The sequence below is a fragment of the Nostoc sp. 'Peltigera membranacea cyanobiont' 232 genome, assembly GCF_002245985.1.
Lineage (GTDB): Bacteria > Cyanobacteriota > Cyanobacteriia > Cyanobacteriales > Nostocaceae > Nostoc.
Genome location: NZ_NOLK01000003.1, coordinates 78,821 through 92,703, shown reverse-complemented (window position 1 = coordinate 92,703; position 13,883 = coordinate 78,821). Strand labels below are relative to the sequence as shown.

At 42.2% G+C, this 13,883-nt stretch carries 10 protein-coding genes; 4 read left to right on the top strand and 6 right to left on the bottom strand.

Going from position 1 to position 13,883, the window contains the following annotated elements; genetic code table 11:
- Positions 1 to 41: 41 nt before the first annotated feature.
- Positions 42 to 1,376, top strand: a complete 1,335-nt coding sequence (locus CDG79_RS02035) for a pentapeptide repeat-containing protein (protein WP_094340108.1) — start codon at positions 42 to 44, stop codon at positions 1,374 to 1,376.
- Positions 1,377 to 1,386: 10 nt separating this feature from the next.
- Here the strand turns inward: CDG79_RS02035 and CDG79_RS02030 are convergent, their stop codons facing one another.
- The 3 genes from CDG79_RS02030 to CDG79_RS02020 are packed head-to-tail and all read right to left on the bottom strand — an operon-like array spanning position 1,387 to position 3,787.
- Positions 1,387 to 2,001: a Uma2 family endonuclease gene (locus tag CDG79_RS02030; RefSeq protein WP_094340106.1), complete on the bottom strand. Its 615-nt coding sequence runs from the start codon at positions 1,999 to 2,001 to the stop codon at positions 1,387 to 1,389.
- A gap of 24 nt (positions 2,002 to 2,025) precedes the next feature.
- Positions 2,026 to 2,793: a type I methionyl aminopeptidase gene (gene map, locus CDG79_RS02025; RefSeq protein ID WP_094340103.1), complete on the bottom strand. Its 768-nt coding sequence runs from the start codon at positions 2,791 to 2,793 to the stop codon at positions 2,026 to 2,028.
- Between the two features lie 10 nt (positions 2,794 to 2,803).
- Entirely contained in the window at positions 2,804 to 3,787 is a 984-nt protein-coding gene (locus CDG79_RS02020) for a Gfo/Idh/MocA family protein (RefSeq protein ID WP_223277977.1), read from the bottom strand.
- A 475-nt stretch (positions 3,788 to 4,262) separates the two neighbouring features.
- Here CDG79_RS02020 and CDG79_RS02015 point away from each other — a divergent pair, with 475 nt between their 5' ends.
- Positions 4,263 to 4,562 (top strand): ferredoxin, encoded by a 300-nt coding sequence (locus tag CDG79_RS02015; RefSeq protein ID WP_094340098.1) that lies wholly within the window; start codon positions 4,263 to 4,265, stop codon positions 4,560 to 4,562.
- A 264-nt stretch (positions 4,563 to 4,826) separates the two neighbouring features.
- Here the strand turns inward: CDG79_RS02015 and CDG79_RS02010 are convergent, their stop codons facing one another.
- Positions 4,827 to 6,575, bottom strand: a complete 1,749-nt coding sequence (locus CDG79_RS02010; protein ID WP_094340180.1) for a SpoIID/LytB domain-containing protein — start codon at positions 6,573 to 6,575, stop codon at positions 4,827 to 4,829.
- Between the two features lie 115 nt (positions 6,576 to 6,690).
- Here CDG79_RS02010 and CDG79_RS02005 point away from each other — a divergent pair, with 115 nt between their 5' ends.
- The gene (locus tag CDG79_RS02005; RefSeq protein ID WP_012410090.1) at positions 6,691 to 6,954 is read left to right on the top strand and encodes a ParB N-terminal domain-containing protein; all 264 of its coding nucleotides are present in this window, start codon (positions 6,691 to 6,693) and stop codon (positions 6,952 to 6,954) included.
- 117 nt (positions 6,955 to 7,071) lie between these two features.
- Complete coding sequence (locus CDG79_RS02000) at positions 7,072 to 7,563, top strand: Dps family protein (protein WP_094329375.1); 492 nt, start codon at positions 7,072 to 7,074, stop codon at positions 7,561 to 7,563.
- 354 nt (positions 7,564 to 7,917) lie between these two features.
- Here CDG79_RS02000 and CDG79_RS01995 read toward each other — a convergent pair whose 3' ends face one another.
- Together CDG79_RS01995 and CDG79_RS01990 are read right to left on the bottom strand one after the other, a co-directional pair.
- Positions 7,918 to 9,558, bottom strand: coding sequence for a S8 family peptidase (locus CDG79_RS01995; RefSeq protein ID WP_094340095.1), 1,641 nt, complete (start codon positions 9,556 to 9,558; stop codon positions 7,918 to 7,920).
- Between the two features lie 307 nt (positions 9,559 to 9,865).
- Positions 9,866 to 13,621: a CARDB domain-containing protein gene (locus tag CDG79_RS01990; protein WP_094340093.1), complete on the bottom strand. Its 3,756-nt coding sequence runs from the start codon at positions 13,619 to 13,621 to the stop codon at positions 9,866 to 9,868.
- Positions 13,622 to 13,883: the final 262 nt, after the last annotated feature.

Genomic DNA, 13,883 nt, shown 5'->3' with positions numbered 1-13,883 from the left:
GAACGCTGCATAATTTGGATTGAGGGAGCAAAATAGAAAACATGACAATTGAATCCGATTCCCCTAATCTACCAACCCCAGAACCAGTTCCTGAAAACGACTTGCAACCGGATGACTTTGAGGGTAGTTCAACTGAGAAAAACTTAACCTCAGAAGTACTAGCGGTGATTGGATCTTTACAATCTCCGCAACATACAATTGCTATACAACAAGCCCGTTCCGACTTCAAGCAACCCATTACCAATCAATTCACAGTAAAACCGAGGGCATTGCTAATTACTCTAATAGCGATCGCCATCACCTTCATTGGAATTATCTTCAATAACTGGATCGTCGGCATTATTGGAACGCTGATAGCTTTGCTGTTATCTTTAGCGATATTATTGCCTTGGTTCCAAGAAGTTTTAAACGAGTGGTTTTCACCCCAAGAACGCACCCTGTTTGTGGCCTTTTTGGGACTAATAGTCGCGATCGTTGGCTTGATTCGGTTCACAGGTGTAGGCGATCGCTTACTTGTTGTAGCACGCCAAATTAACTGGGACATTGCTGGTAGCCTAGCAGAATGGTTTGGCGCTTTGGGACAAATTCTCATCGCGATCATTGCCGTTTACGTAGCTTGGCGACAATATGTAATTTCCAAAGACTTGACAATTCAGCAAAATATGCTGACGATTCAGCAAAATATTATCACCCAGCAACAGACAATTGATTCCTATTTCCAAGGCATTTCAGACTTAGTATTAGATGAAGAAGGATTATTAGAAGATTGGCCTCAAGAAAGAGCGATCGCTGAAGGACGCACTGCGGCAATTTTAAGTAGTGTCGATGGTAGTGGTAAAGCGAAAATTCTCCGCTTTCTCTCACGTTCCAAGTTGCTATCACCCTTAAAACGCGATCGGCTATTAGGTCGAGCCATTCTTGATGGGACTGGCGGATATGCAGAAGACCGCCTGGAAGGTTTGCGTGTCATCGATTTAGGCGTAATGTTAGCCGCAGCAGACCTTTCGGGTACTGATTTACGTTGGACTGACCTCAGCGAAGCTAATCTTGTCCGTGCTAACCTGATCGCTTGTGACTTAGTAAAAGCCAACCTCTCCCGCACAATTTTATATAGTGCTAATCTCAGTGGTGCTGACATCAACGGCATTCGTCTATTCTACGGTGTAGTAGATAAAGCATCGCCCCGCAGTCGGACTGAACCACCAGATTATGAAACCGGCGAACAAACTGGCGCTGTGGTGGAAAATGCAGATTTCAGCAATGTGCAACGAATGTCTGAGTCTGCGCGTTGCTACTGTTGCAGTTGGGGTGGCGAAAAAACGAGAGCTACTATCCCTGGTGGTTGTGAAGGTATTCCAAATAGGTTGGGAAGATAGTTATAAAAAATTAGTTAGCCGCATTAAAAATCTGCTGTGCAGTTAAATTTAATTGAGGAAAGGTAGGTGATGAAATCGCGGTGTTACCTTGAAATGGTGTCATTTGATATTCACCATCAACTAATTCGCATACAAAAATAGTGGGTTGTTTGGGATTGCCGATGAACTTTCTTGCACCCAATGCAGCATAATCAGCAATCCAATATTCGGGAATTCCCATTTCTTCATAATCCCTAAGTTTATTGTAGTAATCATCTCGCCAGTTGCTTGAAACAACCTCAATAACTATTGGAACCGATGCTGGTTGGCTGACTGTTGACTGTTTTTGAAAAAGCGGTTCATTGTCGAGATTATCAAGATTTAGCAGCAACACATCAGGCGAATAAGCGGATTCGGCAGAAGGAGTTTTGATCGATACAGTTTTTGGTATAGTGTAGGGAAGATTCAGGCGATCAAACTCGACAGTTAGCTTATGGGCTATGAATCCTACAACTTTTTCATGCGAACCGATTGGGGGTGGCATTTCAATAATTACTCCTTTGTGCAATTCATAGCGTTTTCCATCATTGGGATACCATTCAATAAATTCATTGAAGGTGAGTAATTTTGGCAATACTTGGGTCATAATCTTACCTCCATGCTTTACTTTTTAACCTTCAGGTAGAGTCAGAATTTCAACGCTATCTTCAGTTACAGCTAAGGTATGCTCGCATTGAGCAGAAAGCTTGCGATCGCGCGTTACCGCAGTCCACTTATCGCTGAGAACTTCGACTTCGTAACTACCTTCATTGATCATTGGCTCAATAGTAAAAACCATCCCTGGTCTGAGACGCTTACCCTTACCGCGTGTGCCATAATGCGGAACATCCGGCGCAGTGTGAAAAATATTACTGATGCCGTGTCCAACGAAATCTCGCACTACAGAAAAGCCTTGTCCTTCAGCATACTCTTGAATAGCTGCACCAATATCGCCAATGCGTGCCCCAGGTTTAACTTCAGCAATACCCAGGCGCAAACACTCCTCTGTCACCTCTACCAGCTTTCTCGTTTTTGCCGAAGGAGTACCAACAAAGAATGTCTTGGATGTATCGCCGTGATAACCTTCAACAATGGGCGTTACATCAATATTAATAATGTCACCTTCTTTGAGAATCTGCTTGGCATTGGGAATGCCATGACAAATTACCTCATTTACACTAGTGCAAATCGATTTGGGATAACCCTTATAGCCAAGGGGTGCGCTTTTTGCTCCATGCGCTTGCGTCCAACGTTCGGCTTCATCATTTAGTTCCAGAGTGCTAACCCCTGGTTTGACAAACGGTTCGAGATGCTGGAGAAGTTTGGCTGCTAAACGCCCAGCTTGCCGCATTTTCTCTATTTCTCGTTGGGATAAAATAACAATTAGTTCAGTTTTCATTAACTTTTATCTAGATATCTTTCATAAACATAGTTAACCCTGTCTGTGCAGCCCTTTGGGCTGCATCAGCAACTTTTAAGGTATATAAGCTCTCCTCTGGGGTAACGTACAAAGGAGTACCATCAAAAAGATGGTCTAACACCATACTTGTGTCTTTGGCAAACAAACCCCGGCGAGGGCCAACCTCTATAGTTGTTGTTTCCCCTGGCTGGATGAAAATTCCTGTGTCGCCATCAAAAATTAAACCACCCTTTTCCCCATGAACTTCAAACTTGCGTTCTGATTGCCATATACTTTCACCTTTGCCATAAACTACTTGGGCTAAAAGTCCACTGTTAAAGCAGAGTTGACTAGTGCAAAAACAGGTTTGGTAATATTCTGGTTCTATTTCCCAATATCGCTGGTGACAGTTAACAGTAAATACTTTACCAAATAAATCGGTGAGGCGATGTAGGCGAGACAGCGCCCCAATTAAGGGAAAGCCGAATAACTCGTGGTTATAAGTCCATTTGCGAGGTGCAGGATTTTGGGGATTGATGGTGCTGTAGCGAACATAAAACACTTCACCAATTTTGGCTAAGTTTTGCTTTAAGGCTTGATGCAAACCACCCAAAAGTTCTAAATGTTCTACGTGCAGGAGTTTTTGTTGTGTTTTGGCTAAGGCAATCAGTTCCTCTGCTTCCACTACATCTAACGAAAGGGGATATTCTATAATTACGTGTTTGCCGTTGGTAAGTGCTGCACGAGCGATCGCACCATGATCTCGATTCACAGTGCAAATTACCACCAGGTCTACATCTTCACGCCTTACTAGCTCTTGCCAAGAACTCAACGCTTCAATTTGGTACTCTTTGACAAAGGCTTCTGTTTTTTCTGCGGTATGACCAACAGCTGCAATTAACTGCGATCGCTCATCATGGAGCAATGCCTCAGCCCGGAACTTTGCCGCATACCCAGTACCTACCAAACCTACACGCACTCTTGCTTTTTCCAAAGCTGCTCCTGAATTATACACAATTCTAATATATAAAAATTTGGCACAAATCCATTATCTTACGTGCTTACAAATAGGTTTTTGTTCATCTTTAAATTCTCGGAGTTTTTGGAGGAAATTTTTTGATTTCAAACTTTTTCAAGTTTCTTGATTCTCTTGACAAAAATCTTGTCTTATGAGTGAAAAGTCATTTGGCAAATTTAGATTACATCGAATTTAATCATAGTTCCTTAGCTAAAGGATAGTTTTTTATTATCACAGCCCGACTATGGCAGTAAATACATAAATAAAACTTATTGGGATTAAGCAACTAAATTTCATTACTAATCGGGTTCAATTTCCAGTTACATCGTTTAATTTTTCTCGTAGTATCAGAATTGAAGCAAATATAAACTAGCGGCTAATTCCACAGAACAGCCGCGACCTTTGGCTTAAGATAACTTATACTGCCGTTCACAAAAGAGAGGATTACTCAATGCCAACTTATAAAGTGACACTAATCAATGAGGCTGAAGGGCTGAACACAACCCTTGATGTTGAGGACGATACCTATATTCTAGACGCTGCTGAAGAAGCTGGTATTGACCTGCCTTACTCTTGCCGCGCTGGTGCTTGCTCGACCTGTGCAGGTAAACTCGTATCAGGTACTGTCGATCAAGGCGATCAATCATTCTTAGATGACGATCAAATCGAAGCTGGATACGTATTGACCTGTGTTGCTTACCCAACTTCTAATCTGACAATCGAAACTCACAAAGAAGAAGAACTCTATTAAGAGCAAAACTAAATAGCCAAAAACCTATTTCAATTGGTGATTATAGTTGCTCAACTTCTTAACTGAGCGATCGCTGAAAGTCTCAATCTTAGAAGACTAAACACCAAGTTGTGTGTGCCTCTTAAAGCCACTTTGACAAAAAGCCTGGGATTTACTATTAAGCAGGAACACCAAATTTACTGTGTTCCTGCTTAATTTTTTGTTTGCCTTTTATTAATTCCTGATTCCTACCTAAAGATAGATGCAACTTAAATGGCGATTAGCTTAAAGTTTAATCTCTTTATTAAGAACTCGAATCTCAGTACCAGGATAGTAGAATTGAAGAATTTTTGGACTTGACCAACCTAATTTTGCTAGATTTTGAGCGCCAGTTTGACTTAAGCCAACTCCATGTCCTAATCCACCACCAATAAAAGCGTATCCCCACAGTTCAGCTTTGCCCTTATTCAGAGGTTCTAGGTAAAAAAGCGTACTCGTAGGAGCAGCAAAGGCACTGCGAACTTCGTCTTTGTAGAGAATAAAGGTGCTTTTATCAGTTTTAACTGCGAGTTCAAGGATGCGTCCGCTCTGGCTTCGCTTCACTACTGCCATAGCCTGAATTGTCTTAAATTTGGCATGGGGACTCTTTTTCACCTGCAAAAATTTCTGCAAGTCCTTGATGATATCCTTTAAAGAGGTTTCCTTATGCCAACGAAACGCATCCCACTTGCTCTCATTAAATCCTTGTTGGATATTAATAAATTTCTGGAAGTTCTTTTCATCTGCCAAACTCTGCTTAGACAAGTCCCAAAAATTAGTTGCAGCATCTAGTACAGGGCGCAGATAGGGACGATCGTCGCCATTCCAGACATCGCTGAAGGAAGCAGTAACGCCACCTGTGGTGGAAGAATACAGGGCATCTACTAGTTCGTTTTTATAAGTTACTACCTTACCTCTGGTGGAAGCGATCGCTCGATCTGTTTTAGCAGCCGCTCCATTTAGCCCATAATAAACTTGGCAGTGAGTATCGGCACACAACTGGTAGTTATCTGCGGCAAACCTACGTAAATTTCTTAAAGCATAAGTCCGGGCGAGAATTGCTTGGGCTTCCAGCGCCGCAGTTGGTGCATCCGTGCCTATTTCGTAAGGTACAACCCCACGTAAATAAGTTTCTAAGGGGACTTGGTTAACTAGAGTGTATGTGCCATAGGCATTTGGCTGCAAATTCAGTTGCCCAGCATAAAGACGAGCAAATTCTTGTTTTTCGCTTTTATTCACCCGAATCAAGTTTTTATCAGTGCTGATTTCTAAATCATTTGGGCTATAGCGTTTACCATCTACCACCCAACTAACTTGCGGCACTTGTTTTAAGACTTTAGTATCAAGATATACTTTTTCTTTAGTAGAAGCTTGGATGTTCTGCAAAAGCAAGCGTCGCAGTAAAGGAGTGCTATAAACATCTCGTTTAGCCCAAACCTGCCAGCGTTCTGGCTGGGCTATTTCCACTTCTATTCCCTGAGAACGCCATTTGTTAGCACTATCTTCTGCCGTTTCAAAAGTACGGTATGTGCCTAAAACTACCATTTCTTCAACATCTGGCTGGGGTAAAGCTTGCATGACTGTTTCCAGCTTTACGGGGTTCTTTGTTACCAGGGTTTGCTGCTTGTTGCCCGCTTGAAATTTTAGCTTTAAGCGATCGCCTTTTGTGGGTTCCAGTTGCAGTTTGGCTGTGGGTTGTGAGCCAAATCGCTGTACAATCCCAATTTTCAATTCCATATCCTGGATATTGCTCTCAGGCCCTGATGCAGCAGTCAGCCCCAATAGACAAAATGTTGTCAGCACAGTGTGGGAAAAACGCCAAAACGAAAATTTCATGGCTACCTGATAGCATTCGCACAGCGTCTCGTAGAGAAGCGGTAGTAAGTAATCCTTCGCGTTGGCGGAGCCTCTTCTCGTAGAAAGCCTCTTTTGCCCCTTAATGCGGCGTTGGAGCTGATTTTCCAATTGCCTTGCAGCGCGGTCTTTTTGTCGCATGAGTGCTCCAATGATACCATTACCAGTTTTGCCCCAAATATACATTGCAAAACGAAGTCATAACGACTATGATTTACTTAAAGGTACAAAACAGAACTAGTTGGATAAACTCCTTATGGTTAGAGTCCAAGAAATTCCATTAAATCAGATAAAACGACCATTGCCCCGTGCAAACGATCCAAATAAAGTACAAGCCTTAATGGAATCGATTGCGGAGATTGGGCAGCAAGAACCTATTGATGTCCTAGAAGTAGATGGACAATATTATGGCTTTTCTGGTTGCCATCGGTATGAAGCTTGCCAGCGTTTAGGCAAAGAAACCGTTTTAGCCAGAGTCCGTAAAGCACCCCGCAGCGTTTTAAAGATGCACTTGGCATAGATAATAGGCATGGGGCATGGGGAATGAGGAATGGGGACTTAATTTTCTTGCCAATGCCCAATTCCCAATGCCGAATTTCCAATCCCCAATTACATATAACCTAATTAGGAGAAAATTATGTCATCGAAAGTAACAGTCAAAAATGTAAATATCGGCATTGACGAGGCTAGTAGGGCTAAAATTGCCGAGGGTTTATCTCGTCTGTTGGCTGATACTTATACACTGTATCTGAAAACTCATAATTTCCATTGGAATGTAACGGGGCCGATGTTCCAAACCTTACATTTGATGTTTGAAACCCAGTATACAGAATTAGCCTTAGCAGTTGATTTAATAGCCGAGAGAATTAGAGCCCTTGGCTATCCCGCACCAGGAACCTACAGCGAATATGCCAAACTGAGTTCGATTCCAGAAACACTCGGAGTTCCTAAAGCTGTGGATATGATCCGCTTATTAGTGGAAGGACAAGAAGCCGTAGTCAGAACTGCACGGTCTATTTTCCCCGTCACAGAGGAAGTTAACGACGAACCTACTGCCGATTTATTAACTCAACGGATGCAAGTACACGAAAAGACAGCTTGGATGTTGAGAAGCTTACTGGAAGAATAGGGACTAGTACCGCAAGGCGGAATTCAAAATTCAAAATGACGCTCTCTACGAGACGCTGCGCGTAGCTTGCTTCCCCGCAGGGGTACGCTAGACTAGCTCTAAGCGTTGGCGCAGCCTCTCTAAGAGTTGCCATGCCGTTGGCATTCGCGCAGCGTAAGCGTTTCGTTGATTTTAAATGGTCTATTTATTTCCGCCGTGTTGTAAGCTAATCGGCATTTAAGTTGCATAATCAGGGCGGTTAAGATGCCCACCCCACAAGATATTGAGCAAATTTGAATATGCAAGTTATATGTGTTTTAGCTTACTAGGGTGTGTTTTCAAACTATAACCACAATTGAAAACACGCCCTAGCATTCAGCTAAACTTCCGATCGGAAAAACGTAGGCGTAGCCCGTCGTTCGCGGAGCGTCTCGTAGAGAAGACATCGCTCTCATCAATGGCTAATCCGTTATTACCTTCGGCGGGTATAAGATATTTTGCTGTTTGTGTATTTTTCCGATCTGTTGGAGAATTGAAATCAGAATTACTAGAACTAGCGATGGTTTCTGATGTCAGATATTTTACTGTTTCTGTGTGGATGCCTAGCACCTTGTCGTTAGACATCGCCTGACTCACTAGAGAACTAACATCATAGTTATTAAAACTAGAAATTCTCTGTGACGTGAGATTATTGGCCGTTTGTCCATAGATGCGTAGCAGGTTGTTGTCAGAAATCACCTGCCTTGCTAGAGAACTGACATTAGAAAGATTTAAACTAGGGTTTGTAATTTGTGTACTATTTCCTGCGGTATTTGCAATCGCTTGATTCGCTAGAGAACTGGCATTAGAAAGATTTAAACTAGAGTTTGTAGTTTGTGTACTATTTTCTGCGGTTTCTGCGATAATCTGACGTACTTGAGCATCAGTCAAATTGTGGTTAGCACTAAGCATCAGAGCAACTACACCAGCAACGTGGGGAGTCGCCATAGAAGTACCGCTATAAGTGGCATATTGATTATTTGGAACCGATGAATAGACCTTAACTCCTGGGGCTGTGACGTAAGTGATTTTATTCGTTCCAGAACGGTTAGAGAAGTCGGCCAAATTGTTATTGCTATCTACTGCTCCAACGGCAATTCCCGACTTGGATGCATAGCGGGCAGGATAACCTGGTGATGAGTCACCATCGTTACCTGCTGCCATGACAACAATCACTCCTTTGCTGCTGGCATAGTTAATGGCTGACTCCAGAGTACTGTTGGAAGATGGGCCTCCTAAACTGAGGTTAATCACATTCGCTCCATTATCCACAGCGTAGTGAATACCTTTAGATATGGAACTATAGGAACCAGAGCCAGAGTCATTCAACACTTTGACGGGCATAATCTTGGCATCATAAGCAATACCAGTGACACCGTAGCTATTATTTTCTCCTGCGATCGTGCCGGAAACATGAGTGCCATGACCGTTTTTATCTAGGGTATTGTTGTTTTTATCAGCAAAGTTCCAGCCGGAAACATCGTCAACATAGCCATTACCATCATCATCTATACCGTTACCTGGAATTTCCTTGGTATTCGTCCAGATATTATTTTTTAAATCCTCGTGGTTGTAGTCAACCCCAGTATCTAAAACAGCAACAACGACTCCCTTACCTGTATATCCGTGTGCCCAAACTTCCGGTGCTTTAATGAGGTCTGCTCCCCAATTATTGCCACCAAGATCGGGAACATCAGCAAAGGTATTCTGACCAGCAGCTTTAGCCACTGCTGCTGCTGCATTAATTAAGCCATAGCCGTTGGTGGAGTTATAACTTTCCGTGCTAAAAGCATTAGTCGTAGGGTCACTATTATTTAGCAACTGCACATCAGAATCGCCTGAGTTGTAGCTACTACGTCCGCTTAAGTTGAGGCTAGAGTCATCCTTAGTATTAAATGTATCTAATGAAGAGGTTGAAGTAAAATTTAAGCTTTTATTAGTAGAAAAAAAATTGTTATTCGTCTTATCAGTGAGCATAATTTTTTCTCAAAATCAGCAATGTTTTTTTACAGCTAAAACATTAAAACTTCTGCAAAACAAAAATTTTAATGTGTAAATTAGCCGTCTTGTTAATAATTACTATGAAATCTAATAATAAAATGCTAATTATATTACCAAAAAATATTATGAGAATCGTGTTTTTTCTGAAGAACTACACTGATTTTCACATATTTAAATATGCTTAATTATGAAATAAGCGGCAGAATGAGTGGCGTTTGCTGCTCATTCTGCCGCTTATAGTAATTCTATTTTACTTTTGCTCAACCACATTTAAGGGATTGTTCTATGCCAAGCTATTTGCTGCTGTCGTTGTGACAATCTGACGCACTTGGGCATTAGTTAGACCTTTTTTAGCACTGAGCATCAAAGCTATTACCCCAGCAACGTGAGGAGCCGCCATAGATGTTCCGTCTTCAAAACCATACTTATTACCCGGAAGTGTCGAGTAGATACCGATTCCTAGATACCCGTCGTCATCAAGTGTCAAGTATGCTCCAGGAGCTGTAACGTATGCGAGTGGAGTCGTTCCAGCGCGGTTGGAGAAGTCAGCCAGTGTTCTATTATAAGAGACTGCTCCAACCGCAAGTCCCCATTGATCGGCATAGCGAGCTGGATAGATTGGTGCTGTCCCGCCGTCATTACCTGCTGCTGAGACGACAAATACCCCTTTGCTGGCAGCATATTGAATGGCTGACTGCTCATCACTGTTAGGAGAAGAGCTACCTAAGCTGAGGTTTATGACATTAGCTCCATTATCCACAGCATAACGAATACCTTTGGCGATCGCGCTACTGCTACCTTGACCATCGCTACCGAGAACTTTTACCGGCATAATTTTGGCATTATAGGCAATCCCAGTGACACCAAAGTTATTTTTCACCGCAGCAATAGTACCAGAAACGTGAGTACCATGACCTTCGTCGTCTAATGGATTGTTATTGTTGCCAACGAAGTTCCAACCGTTGACATCATCGATGTAACCATTGCCATCATCATCTTTGCCGTTGCCAGCAATTTCCTTGGTATTTTTCCAGATATTGGCGTTCAAGTCAGGGTGATTGTAATCTACCCCAGTATCTATCACAGCTACAATAACACCCTGACCTGTGTATCCCTTTGCCCAAACTTCCGGTGCTTTAATTGCGTCGGCTCCCCAATTATCACCACCCAAGTCAGGGACATCAGCAAAGGTACTCTGACCTAAAGCTTTCGCTACTGCTGCTGCGGCATTAATTAAACCATAACCTGTAGTTGAGTTAAATCCGCCACCATTGACAGGATTCAAAGTAATTTGTGTGGTAATGTAAACACCGTTGTTACTTTCATTACTTTCAGCAACATTTCCCGGCCCATCGGCTTTCAATATCAGGTAGTATTTACCAGCATTAATTGTAGGAGCAAGGGTAATAGATGTGGAGCGAGAAATAACCGCAGAAGGTGTCAGACTTGCACTCCCCTCAATTTCAGTCCCTAAGCTGATATCATCATCACCAAATGTTGTATCTCGTGAAAGATAAAAACTTGTCTTACTCGCCCCAGCACTGCCATTACCTTGGTTTTTCAGTTGATAATTAACTAGGAGTGTAGTACCAATAGCAGCACTACTAGCAGATGTAGTATTTTGGATGACCAAATCTGGTGCAGTAATTGTAATTGCTTTGGCAACGACGTTGTTGTTTTCATTGCTTTCTCTCAAAGACCCAGAGCCATCTGCTTTATACAGCAGATAGTAATTACCAGTGGTAATGGTGCTAGAAATGGACAAAGATGTAGATTCTGAACTTATGGTAGAGGGTGCAAGGTCGTTCAAGTTATTAACGAAGTCAGAACCTAAATAGACATCATCATTACTGAGGCTTCCATCTTTGGAAAGATAAAAGTATGTAGAGTTAATACTAGCTTTGCCATTACCTTGGTTTTTCACCTGATAGCTGAGTGTGATTGAAGTGCCGATGTTAGCGCTAGCAGGAGCGGCAGGATTTTGGATTAATAAGTCTGGTGCAGCAACCGTAATTGCTTTGGCAGTGACGTTGTTGCTTTCATTACTTTCAAAAATCTCGCCATTGCCATCGGCTTGTAATAGCAGATAGTAGTTTCCAAAAGTGGTACTACTGCTGAGTACGAAAAAGTCAGATTCTGAGCTATAGTAACCACCACCCAATCCAGAATAGAAGTAGTTCTGGTTAGAGGCTAAGAGTGTGTCATCGTTGCTCAAAGCGGCATCTTTAGACAAATAAAACTTTGTTGTACTTGTACCAGCAGTTGCAGTACCTTGATTTGCCAGTTGATAATTGACTGTGATTAAGCTACCGGGGTCAACAAGACTAGGAGCCGAAACATTTTGGATGATTAAGTCTGGTTTGGGGCCATTAATAGCGATCGCTCGGCTGACAATATTATTAGTTTCGTTACTTTCGCCAATATTGCCATTAGCATCGGCTTGATACAACAGATAATAGTTACCTGCGGCGATCGCATTGTTGATAATCAGCGATGCTGTCTCTGAGCTAGTAGCACCTGCGGCTACGGCGTTAACGGTATCAGAGCCGACCAACAGATCGTCATTACTAAAAGCGTTATCCCTGGATAGATAAAACTTGGTGGTAGTTGCAACAGCACCACCAATACCTTGGTTTTTCACCTGATAGCTGAGTTGAATGGTGCCACCAACGGCTGTTGTACTGGGAGCTACAGCGTTTTGTATTATTAAGTCTGCTTGGGTAATTGCGATCGCTTTACTAGCAAAATTGTTGGTTTCATTGCTCTCAACCGCATTCCCTGCACCATCAGCTTGATAGAGCAAGTAATAGTTACCTGTGGCGATCGCATTGTTGATAATCAGCGATGCTGTCTCTGAGCTAGTAGCACCTGCGGCAATAGCGTTAACTCCATCGGAGCCTAACAACACATCATCATTACTAAAAGCGGTATCTTTGGATAGATAAAACTTGGTAGTAGTTGCAACAGCACCACCAACACCTTGATTCTTGACCTGATAGCTTAGTTGAATAGTGCTACCAACGGATGCTGTACTAGGGGCTGAGGTATTTTGAACTATCAGGTCTGATTTTTGAGCTGGAGTAATGGTGATTGCGCCGGCAATACCGTTGTTAGTTTCATTGCTTTCGGCAACATTCCCATCACCATCGGCTACATAAGCTAAGTAATAATTCCCAGCAGTGATGTTACTGCCAAGGGTAAGCGTGGTTGACTCGGAACTATAATTACCCGCAGCAATGCCGCTAACGTAGTCATAGCCCAAGTACACATCTTCATTTCCGATATTTAAATCTTGGGAGAGATAAAACTTGGTGTTGCTAGCAACAGCACTAGCATTGCCTTGGTTTTTGATTTGATAGTTCAGTTGAATGCTACTTCCAGCCGCCGCAGAACTGGGATTTGAGGTATTTTGTACTATCAGGTCTGGTTTAGTAATATTAATTACGTCAGCAACAGCGTTGTTGTTTTCGTTGCTTTCGGCAACATAGTTATAGCCATCGGCTTGATACACCAGATAATAGCTACCTGCGGCAACGCTATTGCCGATGGTGAGTGTGGTTGACTCTGACCTATAGTAACCAGATAAAATGTTATCAACGTAGTCATCACCTAAGAATATATCTTCACTTCCTAAAGAGAGATCCTGAGAGAGATAAAACTTGGTATAACTATAACCAGCAGTGGCATTGCCTTGGTTTTCAATTTCATAGCTTAGTTGAATTGTACTGCCAGGTACGGCAGAACTGGGAGCCGAAACGGTACGTGCTATCAGGTCTGGTTGAATAGCTGCGATCGCTTGAGTATGATTCTTGTTGCTTTTGCTGCTCTTTAAAGCATAATCATCCGTGTAATTTCTACCTCGAAAAGTGTCAATTCCTGTAGAAGTGTAACTACTGCGATCGCTCGATCTAAAACTATTTACATCACTCAGACTGGAGCTAGAGGAGTTCTTAAAATCATTAGATATTTCTGACGATATAAAGCTACTTTTTATACCAGAATTTTCATTAATAGAGTTACGGTCTTTGGTAAAAAACATTAGTAATTTCACCTCGTATATTCAAGTAAATTTGCACGAAAAAAAGTACTCAAATCCAGATATATAAGGGATTGAGCCGGGAAATATTTCTTTGTAAGACAAGTGCTACAAATACACTTAACTATAAGATCGCGTAATTAGCAAGTAAAATTACAGTTTTCTGCATACTTAAGAAATTCAAAAGGCGAATAGAGCAGAACTCCATTCGCCAAACCCGGATTTCTCACCACATCTCTCAAAACCTTGTACTCTTGAGCAGGGG